This is a genomic window from Salipiger bermudensis (assembly GCF_019801965.1).
In the GTDB taxonomy this organism is placed as follows: Bacteria; Pseudomonadota; Alphaproteobacteria; order Rhodobacterales; family Rhodobacteraceae; genus Salipiger; species Salipiger bermudensis_A.
The window spans coordinates 379,792-403,695 of the sequence record NZ_JAHVIA010000001.1 but is presented as its reverse complement, the minus strand read 5'-3'; the positions used below and the strand labels follow the sequence as shown (position 1 = coordinate 403,695).

General features: G+C 66.7%; 20 protein-coding genes. 11 read left to right on the top strand and 9 right to left on the bottom strand.

The window, feature by feature from the left end:
- Window positions 1–57 precede the first annotated feature (57 nt).
- Window positions 58–936, bottom strand: coding sequence for a cytochrome c oxidase subunit II (gene coxB, locus KUV62_RS01965; RefSeq protein WP_222601993.1), 879 nt, complete (start codon window positions 934–936; stop codon window positions 58–60).
- Between the two features lie 187 nt (window positions 937–1,123).
- On the opposite strand from coxB, the gene tldD reads away from it, so the two are divergent.
- From tldD to KUV62_RS01935, 6 genes are all read left to right on the top strand, one after another.
- The gene (gene tldD / locus KUV62_RS01960; RefSeq protein ID WP_222601992.1) at window positions 1,124–2,545 is read left to right on the top strand and encodes a metalloprotease TldD; all 1,422 of its coding nucleotides are present in this window, start codon (window positions 1,124–1,126) and stop codon (window positions 2,543–2,545) included.
- A gap of 102 nt (window positions 2,546–2,647) precedes the next feature.
- Window positions 2,648–3,895, top strand: a complete 1,248-nt coding sequence (gene dprA, locus KUV62_RS01955; protein ID WP_222601991.1) for a DNA-processing protein DprA — start codon at window positions 2,648–2,650, stop codon at window positions 3,893–3,895.
- 147 nt (window positions 3,896–4,042) lie between these two features.
- Window positions 4,043–6,763: a type I DNA topoisomerase gene (topA, locus tag KUV62_RS01950; RefSeq protein ID WP_222601990.1), complete on the top strand. Its 2,721-nt coding sequence runs from the start codon at window positions 4,043–4,045 to the stop codon at window positions 6,761–6,763.
- Between the two features lie 149 nt (window positions 6,764–6,912).
- Window positions 6,913–7,473: a L,D-transpeptidase gene (locus KUV62_RS01945; protein ID WP_222601989.1), complete on the top strand. Its 561-nt coding sequence runs from the start codon at window positions 6,913–6,915 to the stop codon at window positions 7,471–7,473.
- Between the two features lie 114 nt (window positions 7,474–7,587).
- Window positions 7,588–8,292 carry a CoA transferase subunit A gene (locus KUV62_RS01940; RefSeq protein ID WP_222601988.1) on the top strand — a complete coding sequence of 235 codons (705 nt, stop codon included), beginning with the start codon at window positions 7,588–7,590 and terminating at the stop codon, window positions 8,290–8,292.
- A complete protein-coding gene (locus tag KUV62_RS01935) occupies window positions 8,292–8,918 on the top strand; it encodes a 3-oxoacid CoA-transferase subunit B (protein ID WP_222601987.1) in 627 nt (208 codons plus the stop codon). The genes KUV62_RS01940 and KUV62_RS01935 overlap by 1 nt, the downstream gene beginning before the upstream one ends.
- Window positions 8,919–9,050: 132 nt before the next feature.
- Here KUV62_RS01935 and KUV62_RS01930 read toward each other — a convergent pair whose 3' ends face one another.
- From KUV62_RS01930 to KUV62_RS01920, 3 genes are all read right to left on the bottom strand, one after another.
- Complete coding sequence (locus tag KUV62_RS01930; RefSeq protein WP_222601986.1) at window positions 9,051–9,743, bottom strand: phasin; 693 nt, start codon at window positions 9,741–9,743, stop codon at window positions 9,051–9,053.
- A 281-nt stretch (window positions 9,744–10,024) separates the two neighbouring features.
- Window positions 10,025–10,471, bottom strand: coding sequence for a phasin family protein (locus tag KUV62_RS01925; protein WP_222601985.1), 447 nt, complete (start codon window positions 10,469–10,471; stop codon window positions 10,025–10,027).
- 131 nt (window positions 10,472–10,602) lie between these two features.
- Window positions 10,603–12,396, bottom strand: coding sequence for a PHA/PHB synthase family protein (locus KUV62_RS01920; RefSeq protein ID WP_222601984.1), 1,794 nt, complete (start codon window positions 12,394–12,396; stop codon window positions 10,603–10,605).
- A 162-nt stretch (window positions 12,397–12,558) separates the two neighbouring features.
- On the opposite strand from KUV62_RS01920, the gene phaZ reads away from it, so the two are divergent.
- The gene (gene phaZ, locus KUV62_RS01915) at window positions 12,559–13,818 is read left to right on the top strand and encodes a polyhydroxyalkanoate depolymerase (RefSeq protein WP_222601983.1); all 1,260 of its coding nucleotides are present in this window, start codon (window positions 12,559–12,561) and stop codon (window positions 13,816–13,818) included.
- A gap of 65 nt (window positions 13,819–13,883) precedes the next feature.
- Here the strand turns inward: phaZ and KUV62_RS01910 are convergent, their stop codons facing one another.
- Window positions 13,884–14,423, bottom strand: a complete 540-nt coding sequence (locus KUV62_RS01910; protein WP_261395183.1) for an adenine phosphoribosyltransferase — start codon at window positions 14,421–14,423, stop codon at window positions 13,884–13,886.
- 7 nt (window positions 14,424–14,430) lie between these two features.
- The gene (locus tag KUV62_RS01905) at window positions 14,431–15,054 is read right to left on the bottom strand and encodes a LysE family translocator (RefSeq protein WP_222601982.1); all 624 of its coding nucleotides are present in this window, start codon (window positions 15,052–15,054) and stop codon (window positions 14,431–14,433) included.
- A 388-nt stretch (window positions 15,055–15,442) separates the two neighbouring features.
- Here KUV62_RS01905 and KUV62_RS01900 point away from each other — a divergent pair, with 388 nt between their 5' ends.
- Window positions 15,443–16,171 carry a hypothetical protein gene (locus tag KUV62_RS01900; protein WP_222601981.1) on the top strand — a complete coding sequence of 243 codons (729 nt, stop codon included), beginning with the start codon at window positions 15,443–15,445 and terminating at the stop codon, window positions 16,169–16,171.
- 18 nt (window positions 16,172–16,189) lie between these two features.
- Here KUV62_RS01900 and KUV62_RS01895 read toward each other — a convergent pair whose 3' ends face one another.
- Window positions 16,190–17,065, bottom strand: coding sequence for an S-methyl-5'-thioadenosine phosphorylase (locus KUV62_RS01895; protein WP_222601980.1), 876 nt, complete (start codon window positions 17,063–17,065; stop codon window positions 16,190–16,192).
- Between the two features lie 256 nt (window positions 17,066–17,321).
- On the opposite strand from KUV62_RS01895, the gene KUV62_RS01890 reads away from it, so the two are divergent.
- Window positions 17,322–18,950: a SulP family inorganic anion transporter gene (locus KUV62_RS01890; RefSeq protein WP_222601979.1), complete on the top strand. Its 1,629-nt coding sequence runs from the start codon at window positions 17,322–17,324 to the stop codon at window positions 18,948–18,950.
- A 325-nt stretch (window positions 18,951–19,275) separates the two neighbouring features.
- On the opposite strand, the gene KUV62_RS01885 is transcribed toward KUV62_RS01890, so the two are convergent.
- A complete protein-coding gene (locus KUV62_RS01885; RefSeq protein ID WP_222601978.1) occupies window positions 19,276–19,878 on the bottom strand; it encodes a flavin reductase family protein in 603 nt (200 codons plus the stop codon).
- A gap of 28 nt (window positions 19,879–19,906) precedes the next feature.
- On the opposite strand from KUV62_RS01885, the gene KUV62_RS01880 reads away from it, so the two are divergent.
- Both KUV62_RS01880 and KUV62_RS01875 read left to right on the top strand, forming a co-directional pair.
- Window positions 19,907–20,443, top strand: coding sequence for a GNAT family N-acetyltransferase (locus KUV62_RS01880; RefSeq protein ID WP_261395181.1), 537 nt, complete (start codon window positions 19,907–19,909; stop codon window positions 20,441–20,443).
- 50 nt (window positions 20,444–20,493) lie between these two features.
- Complete coding sequence (locus KUV62_RS01875; protein WP_222601977.1) at window positions 20,494–21,243, top strand: EcsC family protein; 750 nt, start codon at window positions 20,494–20,496, stop codon at window positions 21,241–21,243.
- Between the two features lie 423 nt (window positions 21,244–21,666).
- Here KUV62_RS01875 and ptsP read toward each other — a convergent pair whose 3' ends face one another.
- Window positions 21,667–23,901 (bottom strand): phosphoenolpyruvate--protein phosphotransferase, encoded by a 2,235-nt coding sequence (ptsP, locus tag KUV62_RS01870; RefSeq protein ID WP_222601976.1) that lies wholly within the window; start codon window positions 23,899–23,901, stop codon window positions 21,667–21,669.
- Between the last annotated feature and the right edge of the window lie 3 nt (window positions 23,902–23,904).

Sequence of the window (23,904 nt, the reverse complement as noted above, 5' to 3'; positions counted from 1 at the left end):
GCTGGGTCAGTCAGTCAGGACACCGGCGCCCCGCCTCCGGGGCGCCGGTCATTTGGATCAGGAGTTGGCCAGGAACTGGCGCACGTCGACATAGCCGCCTTCTTCCTGTGCCGCCGCGAACCAGGCGTCATAGGCTTCCTGGCTGACCACCTTGACGGTGATCGGCATGTAGGCGTGGCTGATGCCGCAGAGCTCGGAGCACTGGCCGAAATACACGCCCTCGCGTTCGGCGTTGAACCACAGCTCGGCGATGCGGCCCGGAACGGCGTCCTGCTTCACGCCGAAGGCGGGGATGGTCCAGGAGTGGATCACGTCGGCGCCGGTCACCTGCATCACCACGGTGGCGCCCACGGGCACGACCACGGAGGTGTCGGTGGCAAGCAGCCAGTCTTCGCGGCTGTAGCCGGCTTCGACGAGCTGCGCCTCTACCTCGTCGTTGAGGCGGTTGTCGCCGCCGGTGGCCGGGGCGCCGATCATGTAGCCGTCATAGGCCAGGTCGGTGCCGACATATTCATAGCCCCAGTACCACTGGTAGCCGGTCACCTTGATGACCACGTCGCCCTCGGGGATCTCCTGCTGCTTGAACAGCACCGGCAGCGAGAACGCGCCGATCACCACGAGGATCAGGATCGGGCCGATGGTCCAGGCCACCTCGATCGGGGTGTGGTGGGTGAAGCTCGCCGGCGTCGGGTTGGCGCGGCGGTTGAAGCGGATGATCGCATAGACCAGCAGACCCGCCACGAAGAGCGAGATCACGGTAATGATGACGAGAAGCATCCCGTCGAGCCATTGCAGGTCGCGCGCCAGTTCGGTGGCGGCGGGCTGAAAGCCGATGCCCCCCTGCTGCGGGCGGCCGACCACTTCCAGGTCCTGGGCGATGGCGGGGGCGGCCAGAAGGCTGGACATGAGGCCCGTAAGCATCGAAATCTTGCGCATGAGTCACCTGATCCGGTTGTCGTTCTTGTTCGTTCGCAGGAGGATGCAATCCGGGCGTCGCGCCCTGGAACAGTCCTCCTCCCTCTTGTTCCGCTCTTTAAAAAGCACAGATCGTGCATCAAATAAACCAGGTCGCTTGCGGCAAAAAGGCGCTTTTTTGATCTGGATCAAATAATACGAGGAAAACATGACCGAACTCCCCTTCCGCCCCTTTGAAACAGCGCTTGACCTCGACCGGTCCCTGGTGCAACTGCGCGCCGCGCTGGACGGGGCAGAGGATGGAGAGCTGTTTGTCGAGCGCCGCCGCGCCGAGGCGCTGGTGCTGGATGACGGGCGAATCAAGACCGCGAGCTACGATGCCTCGGAGGGATTCGGTCTGCGCGCGGTGAATGGCGAGGTCACCGGATACGCCCATTCCACCGAGCTTTCCGAAGCGGCCATCCAGCGCGCGGCCGAGACCGCCCGGCTGGCGGTGGGGGATGGCGGCGGCGTGCTGGCCCCGGCGCCGGCGGGCACCAACCGCACGCTCTACACCGATGCCGACCCGATCGCCGGGCAGTCCTTTCCGGTGAAGGTCGATACCCTGCGCGAGATCGATGCCTATGCCCGCGGGCTGGATTCCCGCGTCGTGCAGGTCACCGCCACCATCGCGGCGAGCTGCCAAGAGGTGGCGATCCTGCGCCCCGACGGCGCACTGGTGACCGATACCCGCCCGATGACCCGCGTCACCGTGAGCGTCATCGTCGAGGAGAATGGCCGCCGCGAGCAGGGCAGCGCCTCGGGAGGGGGCCGCTATCTGCTCGACGGGCTGATGACGCCGGACTCGTGGCAGGGCAAGGCGCGCGAGGCGCTGCGCATCGCGCTGGTCAATCTCGAGGCCGAAGCGGCGCCGGCCGGCGTCATGGACATCGTGCTCGGGCCGGGCTGGCCGGGCATCCTGCTGCACGAGGCGGTGGGCCACGGGCTCGAGGGTGATTTCAACCGCAAGGGCTCCTCGGCCTTCGCCGGCCTCATGGGCCAGCGCGTCGCCGCGCCCGGCGTCACGGTGCTTGATGACGGGACCATCCCCGACCGCCGTGGCTCGATTACCGTCGATGACGAGGGCACGCCCGGGGCGAAGAACGTGCTGATCGAGGACGGCGTGCTGGTGGGCTACATGCAGGACCGGCAGAACGCCCGGCTGATGGGTGTCAAACCAACCGGCAATGGCCGCCGCGAAAGCTATGCCCACGCGCCGATGCCGCGCATGACCAACACCTACATGCTGGGCGGCGACGCCGATCCCGCCGACATCGTCGCCGACCTGAAAGACGGCATCTGGGCGGTGGGCTTCGGCGGCGGCCAGGTCGACATCACCAACGGCAAGTTCGTGTTCTCCTGCACCGAGGCCTACCGGGTGAAGAACGGCAAGGTCGGCGCGCCGGTGAAGGGCGCGACGCTGATCGGCGACGGCGCGACGGCGCTGCAGCATATCCGCGCGCTCGGCAACGACATGGCGCTCGATCCGGGCATGGGCAATTGCGGCAAGCAGGGGCAGTGGGTGCCGGTGGGCGTCGGCCAGCCCACGGTGATGATCGGCGGGCTCACGGTGGGCGGCTCGGGCAGCTGATCCGGGCCTTTCGACGCCTGCCGCGGAGAAATCGGTTTTCGGTTTACCGCTGATTAAGGATGAGTGCGCTACACCGTGCCCTGCAAGCAGACGGGGCACGGGATGACCGAGGACAGCAACAGCTCATCTTCCACTCACCCCCCACTCCCACCACCCACGGAAGAGGATCGGTTCGAGCGGCTCCGTCTCTTGCGCTCCCGTCGCGTGGGCGTCGCGACCTATTGGCGGCTGCTGGCCGAGCATGGCTCGGCGGCCGCAGCGCTCGAGGCGCTGCCCGGCGTGGCCGCGGCCGCCGGGGTCGAGAATTACAGCATCTGCCCGGAGCGCGTGGTGCAGTCCGAAATCACGGCGGCGCGGCGGCACGGTGCGCGCTTGGTCTGCCTTGGCGAGTTGGGCTACCCGCCGCTTCTGGCCGCCCTTCCCGATCCGCCCCCCTTCCTCTGGGTCGCAGGCGAGCTTGACGCCCTGATGCGCCCCGCGGTGGCGCTGGTCGGCGCGCGCAACGCCTCCTCGCTCGGGACTCGTATGGCGCGGGCTCTGGCGAAAGGGCTCGGGGCCGAAGGGCGCGTGGTGGTATCGGGGCTGGCGCGCGGCGTCGACGCCGCCGCGCATGAGGCCGCGCTGGAGACAGGCACCGTGGCGGTGATGGCCGGTGGGGTCGATATCCTCTACCCGTCCGAGAATATTCGCCTCGGGGAAGAGATCCGCGCCCGGGGCGGCGCGCTGGTCTCAGAGCATGCGATGGGGCTGCATCCGCAGGCGCGGCACTTCCCGGCGCGCAACCGCATCGTCTCGGGCATCTCGGCGGCCATCGTGGTGGTCGAGGCGGCGGCCAAGTCCGGCTCGCTGATCACCGCGCGCTGCGCCCTCGATCAGGGGCGCGAGGTGCTCGCGGTGCCCGGCCACCCGCTTGATGCCCGCGCCGCTGGCTGCAACATGCTGATCCGCGATGGCGCGCGGCTGGTGCGCCATGCCGAGGATGTGGCCGAGGCGCTGGGGCCGCTGCCACCAGCGGAAGCCCGCCAGCAGAGCCTGCCCCTGGAAGAGCCGCCCGCGCAGGGCCAGAGCCCGGCACCCGAGACACGTCGCGGCGCCGGCGAGCGCCCCGCACCTGGTGTCCAGCAGGCCCCGCCGCAGATCCCCGCGCCGCCGCCTAAGACCCGCTCGCTGGCGGAGACCGCGCTTCTCCACCGCCAGATCCTCGACCGGCTCGGCCCGGCGCCGCTGGCCGAGGATCAGCTGATCCGCGATCTCGCCGCGCCCTCCGACGCGGTCGCCCCGGCGCTCACCGATCTCGAGATCGATGGTCGCATACGGCGCCAGCCCGGAGGGTTGCTCTCGCTCGTCTGATTGGCATCTCTTGCCGCAACACTGGTGCGGAAGGCCCGCGTCATCTGGCCCCGCATTGACATTTCCCCCTTGCACCCCACATCTTCCGCCGCCATACGCCCTCCGCGCTCAGCCTGTGGACGTATTTCCAGGAAAGGTGGTCATTTCATGCCCGTTGTCGTCGTCGAATCCCCTGCCAAGGCCAAGACAATCAACAAGTATCTGGGGTCCGACTACACCGTTCTCGCCTCCTACGGCCACGTGCGCGACCTGCCCCCAAAAGACGGTTCGGTAGATCCCGAACATGATTTCTCGATGAAATGGGAGATCGGAAACGACTCCCGCAAGCACGTCGCCGCCATCGCCGAAGCGCTGAAGACCGACAACGAACTGATCCTCGCGACCGACCCCGACCGCGAGGGCGAGGCGATTTCGTGGCACCTGAAGGAGGCGCTGACCAAGCGCCGCTCGATCAAGAAGGACACCGATGTCCGCCGGGTGACCTTCAACGCCATCACCAAGGCCGCCGTCACCGAGGCGATGCAGAACCCGCGCGAGATCGACGCGCCGCTGGTCGAGGCCTATCTGGCCCGCCGCGCGCTCGACTACCTCGTTGGCTTCAACCTCAGCCCGGTGCTCTGGCGCAAGCTGCCGGGCGCGCGCTCGGCGGGCCGGGTGCAATCGGTCTGCCTGCGCCTCATCGTCGAGCGCGAGATGGAGATCGAGGCCTTCCGGCCGCGCGAATACTGGCAGGTCAAGGCGCTGCTCAGCACCCCGCGCGGGCAGGATTACGAGGCCCGCCTGACCATGCTGGCGGGCAAGAAGCTCGACCGCTTCGACATCGAGAACGCCACCCAGGCGGAGATGGCGGTACAGGCGGTGTCCTCGCGCAAGCTCGAGATCGCCAGCGTCGAGGCCAAGCCCAGCTCTCGCAACCCCTCGGCCCCGTTCATGACCTCGACCCTGCAGCAGGAAGCCAGCCGCAAGTTCGGCATGGGCGCGCGGGCCTGCATGAGCGCAGCGCAGCGCCTCTACGAGGCCGGCCACATCACCTACATGCGGACCGACGGCATCGACATGGCCCCCGAGGCGGTCGCCGCCTGCCGCGACGCCATCGCCGACCGTTTCGGCAAGGATTACGTGCCCGGCAGTCCGCGGATCTACAAGAACAAGGCCAAGAACGCGCAGGAAGCGCACGAGTGCATCCGCCCCACCGACATGACCAAGGACGCCGCCAGCCTCAAGCTGCGCGAGGACGACCAGCGCAAGCTCTACGACCTGATCTGGAAGCGCACGCTGGCCTGCCAGATGGAGGCCGCCCGGCTCGAGCGCACCACGGTCGAGATCGCCAGCCCCGACGGCCAGGTCGGCCTGCGCGCCACGGGTCAGGTGGTGCTCTTCGACGGCTTCCTGCGGGTCTACGAAGAGGGCCGCGACGACGTCGCCGACGATGACGACAAGCGCCTGCCGCAGATCATGCAGGGCGAGGCCGCGAATTTCGCCAAGGCCGGCCTGCGCGACCAGTATGCCAAGGCCTCGGAAAAGGCCGATCCGGCCGCCGGCCCCGCGGCGATGATCTCCGGCAACGACGCGGTGCTCGGCACCCAGAGCTTCACCCAGCCGCCGCCGCGCTACACCGAGGCGACGCTGGTCAAGAAGATGGAAGAGCTCGGCATCGGCCGGCCCTCGACCTATGCCAGCGTGATCGGCACGATCCAGGATCGCGAATATGTCCGCAAGGAGCAGAACCGCCTGATCCCCGAGGACAAGGGCCGGATCGTTACCATCTTCCTGCTGAACTTCTTCCGCACCTATGTCGGCTACGAGTTCACCGCCGAGCTCGAGAACGAGCTCGACGAGGTCTCGGCCGGCGAGATGGATTACAAGGCGCTGCTCGGCAAGTTCTGGCGCGATTTCTCGGCCGCGATCTCGGAGACCTCCGAGCTGCGCATCTCCGAGGTGCTCGATGTGCTCGACGAGGCGCTGGCGCCGCAGCTCTACCCGCCGCGCGAGGATGGCTCGGATCCGCGCATCTGCCCGAAATGCGGGCAGGGGCGTCTGCATCTCAAGACCTCGCGCACCGGCGGGTTCGTCGGCTGCGGCAACTACCCCGAATGCACCTACACCCGCCCGATCGCGGGCGAGGGGGCCGAGGGCGAGGAGAAGATGCTCGGCCTCGACGGCGAGGACGAGATCTGGCTCAAGGCCGGCCGTTTCGGGCCCTATGTCCAGCGCGGCGAGCCGACGCCGGAGAACAAGAAACCGCCGCGCGCGTCGCTGCCCAAGGCGCGTGGCAATTTCCTGCCCGGCTGGGCGCCCGATGACATGACGCTGGAAAAGGCGCTGACGCTGTTGACGCTGCCGCGCGAGATCGGCATGCATCCCGATGGCGGGGTGATCAAGTCGAACCTCGGGCGCTTTGGCCCCTACATCATGCACCAGGCCCCCGACGAGGAGAAGCCGGTCTATGTCAACCTCAAGGAATTCCAGGAGGTTTTCGAGATCGGCATGAACCACGCGGTGGAGCTTCTGGCCGAGAAGCGGGCCAACCCGGGCCGTGGGCGGGGCGGTGCCGCCAAGGTTCTCAAGGAGCTGGGCGAGCACCCGGATGGCGGCAAGATCGCGGTTTATGAGGGGCGCTACGGGCCCTACGTGAAGTGGGAAAAGATCAACGCCACCCTGCCGAAAGAGACCGAACCGGGCGATGCCACGCTCGAGCAGGCGCTTGAACTGATCGCAGAGAAGGCGTCGAAGAAGGGCGGCAAGAAGAATGCCGCGCCGAAGAAGGCCGCCACCAAGAAGACGACCGCGAAGAAACCGGCGGCGAAAAAGCCCGCCGCGAAGAAGACCGCTGCCAAGAAGCCGGCAGCGAAAGACGCCGGGGAGTGATCCCCGGCGCTCGGTCGTCCGGGCGAGCCATCGGCGGGAGATTGCCTGTCACGCGTTCGTGGTAGAGATGCAAATATATGTGATTGGCAATGTGTTGGCCGGAGCGCCATCCTGCAGCGGAACCGATCACAGATAGCGAAAGCCTTGTCATGACCGACACGCCCGTCACACGACGTGCCCTTCTTGGCGCCGCCGGCGCCGCGCTGGTGCTGCCCATGCTGCCCGCGCAGGCCCGCGCCCAGGCCGTCATCCGCAACAACATCTCGAGCTTCGAGATGCAGGACTGGCGCGATCACTTCGACACGCTGGGCGTGTCCAGCATCGTGGCCGACACCACCTCGCGCGCGCTGCATTACTGGAACGCCGATGGCAGCGATTACCGCGTATACCCGACCTCGGTGCCGAAGACCGATGAGCTGACCAAGCGTGGCTACACCGAGATCGTGCGCAAGAAGGTGGGCCCGAGCTGGACCCCGACCCCCTCGCAGCTCGAACGCTATCCCGACTGGGAACCGATCGGCCCGGGGCCGGACAACCCGCTGGGAACACACGCAATGTATCTCAGCTGGCCGGCCTATATCATCCACGGCACCCACGATACCCGCAAGATCGGGCGGCGTTCCTCGGATGGCTGCATCGGCCTCTACAACGAGAAGATCGCGGAGCTGTTCGAACTTTGCCCGGTTGGGACCCAAGTTCGGGTGATCTGAGCAGGCATCTCTCGTGTTAGCGCCGAAGGCGGTTCCATCCGGGGCCGCCTTCGTTGACTCTGGCTCTGCAGCGCGGCACAACCCGTGCGAACAGCTTCAGGAGGGGAGAATTCCATGAAGAAAGTCTATGGCTCCGCAGCGGAGGCCCTCGACGGGCTGCTGCGAGACGACATGCTGATCGCAGCGGGCGGGTTCGGCCTGTGCGGCATTCCCGAGCTGCTGATCGACGCCATCGTCGAGAGCGGTGTCAAGAACCTGACCATCGCGTCGAACAATTGCGGCGTCGACGGCTTCGGCCTCGGCAAGCTGCTCGACACCAAGCAGATCAAGAAGATGATGTCGTCCTACGTGGGCGAGAACGCCGAGTTCATGCGCCAGTACCTCTCGGGCGAGCTCGAGCTGGAATTCAACCCGCAGGGCACGCTTGCCGAGCGCATGCGCGCCGGCGGCTGCGGCATCCCGGGCTTCTACACCAAGACCGGCGTCGGCACCGTCATCGCCGAGGGCAAGGACGTGAAGACCTGGGACGGCCAGGACTACATCCTCGAAGAGGGCATCTTCGCCGACCTGTCGATCGTCAAGGCGTGGAAGGCCGACACCACCGGCAACTGCGTATTCCGCAAGACCGCGCGCAACTTCAACCCGCCGGCGGCCATGTGCGGCAAGATCTGCGTGATGGAAGTGGAAGAGATCGTCGAACCCGGCGAGCTCGACCCCGACCACATTCACCTGCCCGGCATCTACGTGCACCGCATCATCAAGGGCGAGCACGAGAAGCGGATCGAACAGCGCACCGTGCGCAAGCGGGAGGAAGCATAATGCCCTGGGATCGCAATCAGATGGCCGCACGCGCGGCCGAGGAACTCGAAGACGGCATGTACGTGAACCTCGGGATCGGCATCCCGACGCTGGTCGCCAACTATGTCGGCGACAAGGAGATCACGCTGCAATCCGAGAACGGCATGCTGGGCATGGGCCCGTTCCCCTTCGAGGGTGACGAGGATCCGGACCTGATCAACGCCGGCAAGCAGACGATCACCGAGCTTCCCAAGACGGCCTATTTCGATAGCGCCATGAGCTTCGGCATGATCCGTGGCGGCAAGATCGCCGCGGCGATCCTCGGCGCCATGGAAGTGGCCGAGAACGGCGACCTGGCGAACTGGATGATCCCGGGCAAGCTGGTCAAGGGCATGGGCGGCGCGATGGATCTCGTGGCCGGCGTCGGCCGCGTCATCGTGGTCATGGACCACACCAACAAGCATGGCGACAGCAAGCTGCTGAAGGAATGCACCCTGCCGCTGACCGGCAAGGGCGTGGTCGACCGCATCATCACGAATTTCGGCGTGCTCGACGTGGTCGAGGGCGGCCTCAAGATCGTGCAGTTGGCCGATGGCGTGACCGAGGACGAGCTGCGCGCCGCGACCGAGGCGACCATCGTCAACTGAGCGCCCTCGCGGCTCTGAACGGATTGGCGCGGCCCTTCGGGGCCGCGTTTTTCGTTTTCGGAAGGGCAGGGGCGGAAAGAAAAAACGCGGCCCGAGGGCCGCGTTTCCAGATCAGGCGCTGACCGGGGCAGATCAGCTCTTGCCGTCGTCCGATGCCGGCGACGTCTTGGGCGCGATGGATGCCGCGGGTGCGGGTGCGGCAGGCGCCTCTTCGGCGGCCTTTTTCACCGGCTCGGCCGCGGGCGCCGGGGCCGGAGCAGCGGCTGTGGTCGCCGCCTTGGTCGCGGCGGTCGTCGTCTTTTTCGCGGCCGTGGTGCTGCGCTTCGCGGCGGTGGTGGTGGTGCGCTTGGCAGCGGTCGTCGCGCGCTTGGCGGTCGTCGTCGCGGCAGAGGCGGCCTTGGTTGCGGCCTTCTCGGTGGCCTTGGCGGTGGTTGCCGTGGTCGCGGTCACGTCATCGGCGACGTCCTGGCCAACCGACATCATCAGCGCCATCGCATCGCTCTGGGCCGACTTGGCGACATCGCCATACGCCGTCAGGTGCTCGCTCACGCTCTGCATCTGGGCGGTGGCGAAATCGGTCATCGCCTGGGCGTAATCCATCGGCGCGGGCTTGGCCTTGGCGAGATCGCCGATGCGGGTCAGGGTTTCCATCGTCCAGCCGACCGAGATGTCGGCGGTCTTGCCGGCGGCGTCGAGCGCGATCGCCGAGGCCTTTTCGCTGATCCCGGCAGAATTCTTCCAGGCGTCTTCGAAGGCGGCCATATCCATCGGGAAGGCGCCCATCATGTCTTTCATTGCGGCGGTGAAATCTTGCGTCGCGGCCATTGTGTCTCTCCTCCTTGGCAGGGTGATCTGGCGGAGAATCCGCCTTGGCTTACGCTCAGACAACATCGTTGCTGCGCTGCAGCATTGCAAGGGTTCAGTGGTGTATTTCAGAGAAAATTCCCTCGATGGGCGAGCCCTTGCCGGCCCGGGAATTCGTCAATTTCCTGAAGAAAAACGAAAAAAGGGCGGGTTCCGAAAGGAACCCGCCCCACGTCATTGCGCCGGTTTGGGAGGAGAGGGGCGCAATTCCGGTCCGGCGCCCAGAGGCGCCGGAAGATCGATCACTTCACGGTTGCCTTCTTGGCAGCCGCGGTCATGTCGTCGGTGGCCTTCTTCATGGCGGCGGTGGCGTCTTCGGAGAAGTCCTTGCCAGCGGCCATCATCAGTTCCACGGTGTCCATCTGGACCTTCTTCGCGATCTCGGCGAAGGCGGCCATGTTCTCGGCGGCCACTTCGGCCTGAGCGGAGGCGAAATCGGTCATCGCCTTGGCGTAGTCGGCCGGCTCTTTCTTGACCTTGGACATGTCGGACAGCTTGGTCAGCGTGTCCTTGGTCCACTTGGCCGAGATCTCGGTCGACTTCTCGGCGGCTTCCAGAGCCACTGCCGAGAGCTTCTCGTTCAGGGTCGCGGTGGTCTTGAACGCTTCGTCCATGGCTTTGGTGTCCACGGGGAAGGCGCCCATCATGTCTTTCATCATGGCGGTGAAGTCTTGCGTCTTGGCGGCCATTTCAAAATTCCTGTCTGTCTGCCTCGGGGGCCCACCCCCCGCATTCATCGGCTGACAACAATATGCATGCTGCGGCGCAGCATTTCAAGGGGAATTTCTGCAATGCAGCATAAACCAGCAGTTGTGGCCACTTACTGGTTGGCTTTGACCCGCACATAGGTGCCCGGCGCGTCGCAGAGCGGTGGATGCTCCGAATCGCCGACCTCGCGCGCCAGCACCATCTTGCCCGAGCGCTTGCGCAACCACTCGTCCCAGACCGGCCACCAGCTGCCCTCGTGATACTCCGCACTCTCCTGCCATTCGGGCGCGGAGAGCTTGAGGTCGGGGTTCAGGTAGTGGCCATATTTCTTCTTGCTGGGCGGGTTCACGATCCCGGCGATGTGGCCCGATTCCGAGAGCACGAAGGTCTTGGAGCGCGAGCCCATCTTCTGCACGCCCCGGTAACAATCCTTCCAGGCGGCGATGTGATCGGTCTCGGCGGTGATCGCCATCAGCGGCACGTCGACATCCCGAACGTCGAGCGTCTCGCCCATCAGCTCGAACCGCCCTTCGGCAAACTCGTTGCGCTGGCAGAGCCCGCGCAGGTACTGCATCGTCATCCGCCCGGGAAGGTTGGCGCCGTCGCCGTTCCAGTAGAGCAGGTCGAAGGCGGGGGGCGTCTCGCCCATCATGTAGGAGCGGATCGCGGGGGTGTAGATCAGGTCGGTCGAGCGCAGGAACGAGAAGGTGCGCGACATGATGAAACTCTTGAGGATGCCGCTGGCCTCGATCTCCTTCTCGATGCCGTCGACGAAATCGTTCTGCAGGAACGGCACGAACTCGCCCTGATCGCTGAAATCGGTGAGCGCGGTGAAGAAGGTGGCCGACTTGATCTGCTTGTCGCCGCGCTTCTTCAGCAGCGACAGCGTCAGCGCCAGCGTGGTGCCGGCGATGCAGTAGCCCACCACGTTGAGCCGGTCGACGCCGCAGATTTCGCGCACGACGCGCATGGCGGTGAGGTAGCCGTCCTCGATGTAGTCCTCGAGCCCGACATCGCGGTAGCTCTCGTCGGCATTGACCCAGCTCACCACGAAGAGCGTGTAACCCTGATCGACGATGTAGCGGATCAGGCTGTTCTGCGGCTTCAGGTCGAGGATGTAGTATTTGTTGATCCAGGGCGGGAAGATCACCAGCGGCGTCTCGCGCACCTGATCGGTACTGGGCGAGTACTGGATCAGTTCCATCATGCGGTTGCGCCAGACCACCTTGCCCTCGGCAGTCGCGATGTTGCCGCCGACCTCGAAAGCCTCCTCGTCGACCAGCCGCACCACCAGTTCGCCATTGTTGGCCTCGAGATCGGCAACCAGGTTCTCGAGCCCCTTCACCAGGCTGTCGCCCTCGGTCTCGACGGCCTTCTGCAGCGCGTCCGGATTGGTGGCGAAGAAGTTGGTCGGCGCCATCATGTCGGTGATCTGCTGCGCGAAGTAGCGCAGGCGGCGCTTCTCCTGCGGATCCATCTCCTCGATCTCGTCGACCGCGTTGCGGATGGCGTCGGAGTTGATCAGGTATTGCTGCTTGATGAAGTTGAAGTAGGGGTGGCTGTCCCAGAGCGGGTTCTTGAAGCGCTTGTCGGTGGGGCCGGTATCCTCGGGCGGGGCGAGGCGGCCCTCGCTCAGCGCCTTCTGGGCTTCGAGGAAATGGCTCAGCGACTTGCCCCAGTAGCCGACCTGCTGCTCGAATACCTTGGCAGGATTGTTCATCCAGTCCTGCCAGTAGGCCTGCATGGCCTGGGCGTAGAGCAGGGGCTCGGGGCCGTGCAGCGCGGCGTTGATCGGTTTGCGCTGTGCCAGCGCTTCGATCAGGCGCTGTGACAGTTCCTCGATCTTCACGAGATTGTTGTCGAGCTTCTCGCGTTCGGCGCTGAGAACGGTGGCTTTTGTTGTCATGCGCTCGAATCCCCCCTATCTTCCTAACCAAGAACGATAACGGCGCTGCAGCCGATGGCAAAGCGGCGAATTCATTTGACGTCGAAGCGGTCCGGGTTGCAAAGGAGGGGGCAGCCGGGGCTCTGAACGCTTGGGCGTGTCACGAGACAGGAGACTTCGCTCATGCGATTCATGGCGACCTACGACCTGATGGAATCCCTTCGCAACACGAACCAGTGGCTTGGTGCGACCGCCAAGGCGATGGCATCCTACCCGGCTTTCGCCGCGATGCCGAACCCGGCGCTGACCTGGATGGCGGCGTGGGGTGAAGTGGCGGAACGCAGCTTCGAGCGCATGGTCGTGAAGCCCAGCTGGGGCATCCGCACCATCACCTGCAACGACGGCAAGGATCACCTCGTCCAGAAGGAGACGGTGCTCGAGAAGCCCTTCGGCAACCTCATTCACTTCAACGTACTGGGCCGCGAGGAGAAGGCACGCAAGATCCTGCTGGTCGCGCCGATGTCGGGCCACTACGCGACGCTGCTGCGCTCGACGGTGATCTCGTTGATCCCCGATGCCGAGGTCTACGTGACCGACTGGAAGAATGCCCGCGACATCCCGGTGAGCTGCGGCAAGTTCGACATCGAGGACTACACCCTCTACCTGATGGAATTCATGCGCCACATGGGCCCCGAGACCAATGTCATCGCGGTCTGCCAGCCGGCGCCGCTGACCCTGGCCGCGACCGCCTACCTGGCCGAGCTCGACCCCAAGGCGCAGCCGCGCACGCTGACCCTGATCGGTGGGCCGATCGATCCCAACGCGACCCCCACCGAGGTGACCGATTTCGGCCACCGCGTGACCATGGGCCAGCTCGAGGAATCGATGATCCAACGCGTCGGCTTCAAGTACAAGGGCGTGGGGCGCCTGGTCTATCCGGGCCTGCTGCAGCTGACCTCGTTCATGGCGATGAATGCCGAGCGGCACTCGAAAGCCTTCAACGACCAGATCATGCGCGTGACCCGCGGCGAGGCCTCGGATCACGATGCCCACAATCGCTTCTACGACGAATATCTCGCGGTGATGGACATGCCGGCGGAGTTCTACCTCTCGACGGTGGAGCGGATCTTCAAGAACGGCGAGATCGCCGAGAACCGTTTCGTCGTCGATGGCCACCAAGTCGATATCGGAAAGATCACCGATGTCGCGGTGAAGACCGTCGAGGGCGCCAATGACGACATCTCGGCCCCGGGCCAATGCGTCGCGGCGCTAGATCTCTGCACCGGCCTTCCGGATTCGAAGAAGGCGGCGCATCTCGAGCCGGGCGCGGGCCATTACGGCATCTTCGCCGGCAAGAGTTGGCGCAACAACATCCGCCCGCTGGTGCTCGAGTTCATCGACGCCAATGCCGGCAAGCCGCGCAGCGCCGCCAACGCGGCCTGATCTTCTCTACGTTCCAAGTACTCAAAAATGGCGGGCCGCCGGCCAAGGGGCGGATGGCCCTTAAATCAGAGACCCTCGAAAGCACAGAGCGCGTGCACGTCCATGCCCATGGCGTCGAGCCGGGCGCGGCCGCCGAGATCCGGCAGGTCGATGATGAAGGCGCAGCCGATGATCTCGCCGCCCAGCCGTTCCACCAGCTTGATGCCGGCCTCGGCCGTGCCGCCTGTGGCGAGCAGGTCGTCGACCAGAAGGATGCGCTCGCCCGGTGCGATGGCGTCATCGTGGATCTCGACCACCGCCTCACCGTATTCCAGCGTGTAGGCCTCGGAGATCACCGCGCCCGGGAGCTTGCCCTTCTTGCGGATCGGCACGAAGCCGGCGGAGAGCTGGTGCGCCACCGCGCCGCCGAGGATGAAGCCGCGCGCCTCGAGCCCGACCACCTTGTCGAAGCGCATGCCCGCGTAGGGGTGCAGCAGTTGGTCGACCGCCATGCGGAAGCCGCGTGGATCGGCGAAGAGCGTCGTCACGTCGCGGAAGATGATGCCCTCGTGAGGAAAATCGACGATGGAGCGGATGTAGTCCTGGACCTGTTTTTGCTGGATCATGTCTCTCTCAGGCGCTGCGGCGGAGGGTGGCGGTGAGGAGCCCCATGCCGATCAGCGCGGCGCCTCCGGCGCGGGTCAGCCAGGCGATGACGGAGGGGCGGTCGATGGCGGCGCGCAGCCGGTCGGCGGCAAAGGCGTAGGCCAGCGCGTTGAGCGTGGCGAGGGTGACGAAGGTCGCCACGAGGATCGCGAATTGCGGCAGCAGCGGCGCCGTGGGCGTCAGGAACTGCGGCACGAAGGCGATGAAGAAGGCGATGCTCTTGGGGTTGAGCGCGGTGACCGCCGCAGCATGAGCGAAGACGCCTCTCGCGGTGACCTCGGTGCTGGGCAGGGCAAGTCCATCCCTAGGGGCGGAGCGCAGGAGCTTGATGCCGAGCCAGACGAGATAGACCGCGCCGATCCATTTCAGCGCGGTGAAAAGCGTCGCAGAGGCCATCACCAGCGCGCCGAGCCCGGCGAGCGACAGCGACATGGCGGTGAGGTCGCCGAGTGCCACGCCGGTGGCGGAGGCCACGGCGACGGAGCGGCCCTTGGAGAGCGCGTAGGACAGCACCAGCAGCACCGTCGGACCGGGGATCAGCAGCAGGGCGGTGGAGGCGACGACGAAGGTCAGCCAGAGATCTAAGGGCATGGAAACTCCTTGGTTTCGGGCAGAATGTCGCCTCTCCCGCGTGCTGACAACCGCGCTGTGCAGTGACGGTGGATTTTGCCGCGAGGGGGCGGCTCCGGCGGCCGGCGGATCCACAGTGGAATGCCTCTGAGTTGAGCGAGTCGCAAGATTGTGCTATTTTATGGGGTATTGCGACGAAGATTGCCTTTTTTCACATTTGGAGAATTGACCATGACGTGCATTTTCCGCGCCGGTCTCCTTTCGGTCTTGCTGGTTGCCGGAGCCGTGCTCGCGGCTGGAGCCCAGCCCTCGCCGATCCCGGCCCCGCTGCCTGCACCGACCCTGTGCCCCGCCAGCCATTACGAATGTGGCCCCGGCGTGTGCTGCCCGAAGCTCGGGGGATGAGCCGATGTTCAAGCCCGTGATGACCGCCATCGGCCTATGCGCCGTGATGGTGGTGTGCTTCGCCCTGCTGACCGGGGTCAGCAAGATGGATGTCTCGATCAAGAACGAGATGCAGCGCCACCTCGGCAACGATCCTCTCGAGGCCGGCGATATCGTCGCGCTGTCGCCGGACGGGACGCGGATCGAGTCGCTGCTCTGCTCGGTCGACCTGACGCCGGACCAGTCGCCCAACAGCGAGATCCGCTCGCGCTATTACAACGTGCTCGATGCCGCGCAGGACAATGTCTTCGCCTTTGCAGATCGCGCGAAAGGCCTCTTCGGGCTGGAACGGGGCGAGCCGCCGGTCGTGAGGGCCTCGCTGAACGGCCTGTCCTTTACCGGCGAGGTGAGCCGGATCGAGGGCAGCCCGCAGAGCCGGATCCGCAGCGATTGCTTCTGCGACGTGGTCACCGCGGTGGTGGAACGCAAGAAGACCGCCTGCATCGTCATCAAGTCGCTGGTGGAGACGCGGCTGCGCGACGATGGCAGTTTCAGCCGCAATACGGTGGGCGTGAGCTTCCAGTCCGATCCGATTCTCTTCAGCGAGCCGGAGCGCTTCGGCGAGGCCTGCCCGGATCTGAACCGCGGCGCCATCGCGCCGACCGGGGGCAGCTGCGAGGGGGCGAGCGGGTTCACCTTCGACGTCGTGGCGCGGTCCAAGGTCGGGTTGATCCGCGAGGTGCCGCTGCCCTGAGCGGGCATGCGTGCGGCTCTAGCCGAGCACCCGCCCCGCGACCGCATCGAGCTTGGCCAGAAGCGCAGGATCCCGGCGCGCCGGGGCGGTGAGCATGGCGTGGTCGAGCGCGCGGTCGCAGCCATGCGGGCAGGGCGGGCGGTCGGGGCCGAGGAGGGCGGGCAAGCGGCCGACGAGGCGTCGCGCCTTCTCGGCATTGCCGGTGAGCACGCGGACGATGTCGGAGACCTCGACGGCGCCGTGCTCCGGGTGCCAGCTGTCATAATCGGTGACCATGGCGACGGAGGCGTAGCAGAGCTCGGCTTCGCGGGCGAGCTTGGCCTCTGGCATGTTGGTCATGCCGATCACGTCGGCGCCCCAGCTGTCGCGATACATGCGCGACTCCGCCAGCGTTGAGAATTGCGGGCCTTCCATCGCCAGGTAGGTGCCGCCCTCGTGCACGGTGATGCCGGCGGCGCGCGCGGCGCTCAGGCAGGCCGCACCGAGCCGCGGGCAGGTCGGGTGGGCAAGGGAGACATGGGCGACGCAGCCCGTCCCGAAGAAGCTCTTCTCGCGCGCGAAGGTGCGGTCGATGAACTGGTCGACGATGACGAAATCCCCCGGCGCCATCTCCTCGCGGAACGAGCCGCAGGCCGAGACCGAGATCACATCGGTGACGCCGAGCCGTTTCAGCGCGTCGATATTGGCGCGGTAGGGCACCGAGGACGGGCTATGGACATGGCCGCGGCCGTGGCGCGGCAGGAAGGCCATGGCAACGCCGTCGAGCGTTCCGGTCAGGATCTCGTCCGAGGGCGTCCCCCAGGGCGTCTTGACCGCCTGCCAGCGCTTGTCTTCCAGCGTGTCGAGATCGTAGACCCCGGATCCGCCGATCACGCCGATCATGGTCTTGGTCATGGCTGGGTCTCCGGTCCGGTGGGGCTCTGGGTGTCTGTCAGCGGGCAGGTTGCACGGACCAGAGGCGAAAGGGAAGACCAGAGCGGCGGGCCTGTGCCGCGCTGCGCGCGAGGCCGGTGGGGCGGTCTTTCGACAGGCAGAAACCGCGCGTTTCCGGCTGCGGATGCCATGTCCGGGCCCGAAAGGCTGGCAATTCGCGACGCAACGCAGTATCCGCGCAGGCGCGCAGCCCAAACCAACCGAACAGGACAGACACATGGCAAAGGCCCTCCTGGCACGTTACGCCAGACGCATCTCGATGCCCGATCTCAGCATCGCGCCCACCACCCGGCTGACCCCTGGCCAGGTCAAGACCGACGTGCTCTCCGGTCTGACCGTGGCGCTCGCCCTCGTGCCGGAGGCCGTGGCCTTTGCCTTCGTCGCCGGCGTGCACCCGTTGGTCGGCCTCTATGCCGCCTTCATGGTCGGGCTGATCACCGCCGTCATCGGCGGCCGTCCGGGAATGATCTCGGGCGCAACCGGCGCACTCGCGGTGGTCATGGTGGCGCTGGTGGCCGAGCATGGCGTCGAGTATCTCTTCGCCACCGTGGTCTTGATGGGCATCCTGCAGGTCTTTGCGGGGGTGATGCACTGGGGCAAGTTCATCCGGCTGGTGCCGCACCCGGTGATGCTGGGCTTCGTGAACGGCCTCGCCATCGTCATCTTCATGGCGCAGCTCACCCAGTTCAAGGTGCCAGGCACCGCCGAGGCCGCGGGCCACGGCCCGGGCGGCGGCGAATGGCTGAGCGGCATGCCGCTGGCGCTGATGCTGGGGCTGGTGGCGCTGACCATGGCGGTGATCTGGCTGCTGCCCAAGGTCACCAAGATCATCCCCGCGCCGCTGGCGGGCATCGCGATCACCGCGATCGTGGTGATCGGCTTCGGGCTCGACACGCCGCGGGTCGGTGACATGGCCTCGATCGAGGGCGGCCTGCCGGCCTTCCACATCCCCGCCGTGCCGCTCAACTGGGAAACGCTGGAGATCATCCTGCCCTACGCGGTGATCCTGGCCGCCATCGGCCTGATCGAAAGCCTGCTGACGCTGAACCTCGTGGGCGAGATGACCGGCCAGCGCGGCGGCGCCAGCCAGGAATGCATCGCCCAGGGCACCGCCAACGTGGTCACCGGCTTCTTCGGCGGCATGGGCGGCTGCGCGATGATCGGCCAGTCGATGATCAACGTGAATTCCGGAGGCCGCACCCGCATCGCCGGCGTAGTGGCGGCGCTGTTCCTGCTCAGCTTCATCCTCTTCGCCTCACCGCTGATCGAGCTCATTCCGCTGGCCGCACTTGTGGGCGTGATGTTCATGGTGGTGATCGGCACCTTCGCCTGGAACTCCCTGCGCATCCTGTTCCGCGTTCCGCTCACCGATGCCTTCGTCATCGTGCTGGTGACCGTGGTGACGGTCTACGAGGACCTCGCGGTGGCGGTGGTCGTGGGGGTGATCGTCTCGGCGCTGGCCTATGCCTGGAACAACGCCCGCCGCATCCACGCGCGCAGCTACGTGACGCCGGAAGGCGCAAAGGTCTACCAGGTGCAGGGGCCGCTGTTCTTCGGCTCGGCGGAGGGCTTTGCCGAGATCTTCAACGTCTCGGAGGATCCGCAGTCGGTGATCGTCGATTTCGCCGACAGCCGGGTGGTGGACCAGTCGGCGCTGCAGGCGATCGAGGCGGTGGCGGCGAAATACGAGGCCGCGGGCAAGCGCCTGCAGCTGCGCCATCTCTCTCGCGATTGCCACCGGCTGCTGAGCAAGGCCGGGCACCTGATGGTCGACAGCGATGACGACCCCGATTACGCGCTGGCGGTGGATTACCACGTGCGCACCGGGATTCTCGGCGGGCACTGATCGCGGCATCGTCCGGGAGGGATTGCGCCGCGGGCTTTGCCCGCGTCGCCCGAGGGGCGCGCACCTTGCGGTGCGCGCCCCTCTTTCCGTGTCTGTGCGAGATATGTCTCCGGGGCGTGATGGCCGAGGGGGAGTGGGGGCGCTGCCCCCGTCCGCGCCATGCGCGGACTCCCCCGAGGTAGTTTGGAACCAGAGAAGCCGGGGGCGGCTCTCTGCAACGGCAGGGGGCTCGCAGAGGGTGCACGCGCCGGGGTGTGGGGCGGGGAGGCGAAGCCGGCATGTGCCTTTGCTGCCGGGTAGGGGCGCGCGCTCCGTTGCGGTGAGCTTACTCGCCGGGGCGCTTGAGCTCAAAGACCTCGCGGATCACCGAGTAGTCACGGTAGCCCATGCGGGTCAGCGGCTGGAAGGTGGTCACGTCGAAGCGGCCGTCGACGAGACAGTCGTCGCGGATATGCACGCCGGTCACTTCGCCGAAGGTGGCGTAATTGGCCTCGCCCGGCAGCTTGACGATCTCGACCACGCGGCATTCCAGCGCCGCCGGTGCGGCGGCCACGCGCGGGCAGTCGATGGTCTCGCACTCGGCCTTCTCGAGACCCGCCAGCGCGAACTCGTCCTTGCCCGCCTCCCATGGCCCCGAGGTCAGGTTCATCGCGTCGCGCATGGCGAACTCGACGATGTTGACGCAGAACGTGCCGGTCTCGCGCAGCTGGGCGACGCTGTCCTTGGTGTCGCCGCGATCGGGCTTCACCGAGGTCGACGAGAACATCACCTGCGGCGGCACGTAGGCCACCGCGTTGAAGAAACTGTAGGGCGCGAGGTTGTCGCCCATCGCGCCACGGGTCGAGATCCAGCCGATCGGGCGCGGGCTCACGATGGCGTTGAACGGGTTGTGCGGCAGGCCGTGGCCATCCTCGGGGCGGTAGAACATTGCTGTCCTCTCAACTGTTTGCAGCTATATGCTGAAACAGATAGGCCGGATCGCGGATGATTGCACGGGAGAAGCGGCGCTGTTCACGCTGTCACAGGAAAAGCCGGGGGACTGGTGGGAGGTCGAGGCGCTCTACGACCTGAGCTTTGCCCCGGGGCGGACGCTGCTTTCGTCCTACCGCCTGCGCGACGAGGTGCCGCCGGTGGCAGAGCTGTGCCGGGTGGCGCGTGACGAGACCGGCATCCTCGGCGGGGCGATCCGCTACTGGCCGGTGCGCATCGGCGACTGGCACGCGCTGCTGCTCGGGCCGGTGGCCGTCCACCCCACGGCGCAGGGCGAGGGGCTGGGCGCGGCGCTGATCCGCGACACGGTCGAACGCGCCCGGGCGCTGGAGTGGTCGCGGGTGCTGCTGGTGGGCGACGAGCCCTATTACAGGCGCTTCGGATTCGCCCATCTCGAGGGGGTCGAGATGCCAGCGCCGACCAACCCCGAGCGCATTCTCGGGCTCGAGCTGATGCCCGGCGCCTGGCAGGGCGTGGCCGGCGAGGTCACCCGCTACGCTTGATTTCCGGCGCCGAGCACCGATCTTTTCAAGAGTGGAAGGAAAGGGCCGCCATGACCGGAACGGAGCTTGTCGCCGTGGACACCAGCAAGGAGATCGCCGCGCTCGCGCGCCGCTACCGCTCGGCGGGCGGCGTCGGGCTGCAGGTGCTCAACATCATCGGCGGGCAGGCCGAGAACCTGCTCGAGCGGCTGCCGGACAAGGTCAAGGACCGGCTCGAGACGGCCACCGAGCGGGCGCTCGAAACGGCGATGCGCGCCGCCGCCGGCTCGCGCGGGGTGGTGCCGGACCAGAAGAGCTGGCTCAACACCGCGCTGACCACCGCGATGGGCGCGGCGGGCGGCGCGGGCGGCCTGCCGACGGCCTTGGCGGAGCTGCCGGTGACCACCACGGTACTGCTGCGCGCCATACAGGGCATCGCCGCCGAGCACGGCTTCAATCCCGACGATCCCGAGATCCGGCGCGAATGCCTGGCGGTGTTCGGCGCTGCGGGGCCGCTCGAGCATGACGACGGCGCCGACATGGGCTTCCTCTCGGCGCGGGTCACGCTGACCGGCACAACGGTGCACGGGCTGATCCGCAGCGTCTCGCCGAAGCTGGCGACGGTGCTGGGCCAGAAGCTCGCGGCGCAGACCGTGCCGATCCTCGGGGCGGCGGCGGGGGCGGCGACCAACTTCGCCTACACGAGCTATTACCAGCAGATGGCCTTCGTGCATTTCGGCCTGCTGAAGCTGGCGCGCGACAGCGGCCAGGAGCGGGCGGCGCTGGTCGCGGCGCTCAGGGCTGAAATGAGCCGGCGTTAACCAATCTTTTGGGGGTTCCGGCGTATCACCCTCCCGTGGGGCGGCGAAGCCGTCCCGCTCGGTTCCCGGGTGACGGTGCGGGCTGCGGGATGTTCAGCCGGTGCCGATGGTCTTGCCGACCGCGCTCGCCCGTCAGGGCCGTTCCTGCGTAGAAGGCGCGGGAAGTGTCTGTGGCCAGAACGGCGCATGGCGCGCGTATGATCGAGGGGGCGTCCGACCAGAGGGATCGTCTGGTTGGGCGCTTTTTCCGAAACCCCGCCGCGAGGGGTGGGGGAGGAGATGTGTAGCGAAGGCAGGCGCGATTGCGGGGTGAAGGACGCGCTCGGCGCAACGCGCGCTCGGCAAGAAGGGGATTCTTGAGGCAATAGACGCGCCTTGAGGAAGAGGGGGGCTCATCGCTCGGGAAAGGGTGGCTGTCCCGGCTCAGCCGTTCCAGCGCAGGTATTCGAGCACCGACTCGCGCACAGATTGCTCACCGCGCTCGCGCGCGTCGCAGATCACGTCGTAGAGCGCATCGAGATCGGTGCGCATGATCAGGCTCTTCACCGGCCCGATCGAGGCTGGGCGCATCGACAGGCGGTGCAGGCCGATGGCGGCGAGGCAGACCGCCTCAATCGGCCGGCCGGCATCCTCGCCGCAGAAGCTCAGCGGCGTTCCGGTTTCCGAGCAGCGCTGCACGATCTGCTCGAGGAAGGTCAAGAAGCTGACGTTGAGCGTGTCGTAACGCCGGCGCACCCGCTCGTTCTCGCGGTCGGCGGCGAAGAAGAACTGCTTGAGATCGTTGCCGCCGATCGAGATGAACTCGACATCCTCGAAGAATTTCTTCGAGGCATAGGCCAGGCTCGGGGTCTCGAGCATGGTGCCGATAGTGACCTTCTCGGGCACCGCGTGGCCGAGCTTGCGCTCGATCGCGAGAGCCTTCTCGATCTCGGCGCGCGCGGCACGGAATTCCTCGTACTGGGCGACGAAGGGGAACATCACCGACAGCGGCCGCCCCTCGGCAGCGCGCAGCAGGGCCTGGATCTGCATCCGCATGACGCCGGGCTTGTCGAGACCGACGCGGATCGCCCGCCAGCCGAGCGCCGGGTTGGGCTCGTCGGTGGGCTTCATGTAGGGCAGCACCTTGTCCGAGCCGATATCGAGCGTGCGGAACACCACCGGCTTGTCACCGGCGGAATCCATTACCCGCTTGTAGACCTCGACCAGCTCGGTGCGGCGCGGCATCTGGTTGCGGATCAGGAATTGCAGCTCGGTGCGAAACAGGCCGACCCCCTCGGCACCGGAGGTCGGCAGCGAGGGCAGGTCGGCCAGCAGGCCGGCATTCATCAGCAGGTGCACGCGCTTGCCGCAAAGCGAGGTCGCGGGCTTCTTGCGGATCGAGGCATAGCGCTCCTGCGCCTGCGCCTGCATCGCGATCTTGTCACGGAACGCGGCGACGACACTGTCGTCTGGGCGCAGGTGGACCAGCCCCTGATCGCCGTCGACCATGATGTGATCCCCGTTCAGTGCCTCGTTGGTGATGCGGGTGGCATGGATCACCAGCGGGATCGCCAGCGCCCGCGCCACGATCGCCGCGTGGCTGCCGACCGAGCCCTCCTCGAGCACCAGCCCCTTGAGGCTGCGGCCATAGTCGAGAAGCTCGCCCGGTCCGATATTGCGCGCCACGAGGATCGGGTCGGCGGGCATCTCGGCGCCGGTCTCGCGGCCCTGCCCGGTGAGAATGCGCAGCAGCCGGTTCGACAGGTCGTCGAGATCGTGCAGGCGCTCGCGCAGGTAGGGGTCGGCGACCTGGCTCATGCGGGCGCGGGCCACCGATTGCTCCTTCTCGACCGCCGCCTCGGCGGAGAGGCCACGGTCGATGTCTTCCTCCATGCGGGCCCGCCACCCCTTGGAATTGGCAAACATGCGATAGGCCTCGAGCACCTCGAGCTGCTCGCCGCTGGCGCCCTCGAGCATCTCGTCGACGCTGACGCGCAGCGCCTCGATGGCGGCCTCGAGCCGGTCGCGCTCGCGCTGGGGGTCGTCGGTGACGAGGTTGGTGACCACCACGCGCGGCTCGTGCAGCCAGACATGGCCCTCTGCGGTGCCCTCCTGCCCGGTGATGCCGCGGATCATCGCAGGCTGGGTATGCCGCGCCTTGAGCGCCGCGCCCTCGCCGATGAAGGCGCCGAGCTCGGCCATTTCGGCCAGCACCATTGCCACCACCTCGAGAGCGTAGATCTCGTCGGCGGTGAACTCGCGCTTGGTCTTGGTCTGCACCACCAGCACGCCGAGCTTTTCGCCGAGCCGTTGGATCGGCAGGCCGAGGAAGCTCGAATAGATCTCCTCGCCGGTCTCGGGCATGTAGCGGAAGCCGCGCTCGGAGGGGGCGTCGGCGGTGTTGACCATCTTGCCGGTGCGCGCGACGCGGCCGACGAGGCCCTCGCCGAGCTTCATCCGTGTGTGGTGCACCGCCTCCTGCTTGAGGCCCTCCGTGGCGCAGAGCTCGAGCGTCTGCTCGTCACGGAACAGGTAGACGGAACACACCTCGGTGCCCATCGAATCCGCCGTCAGATGCGTGATCTTGTCCAGCCGCTCCTGCCCGGCCGCTTCTTCGGCCATGGTGTCGCGGAGCCGGCCAAGCAGCTTGCGGCTTTCGCTTTCCGTGCCGTCCGGCATGGT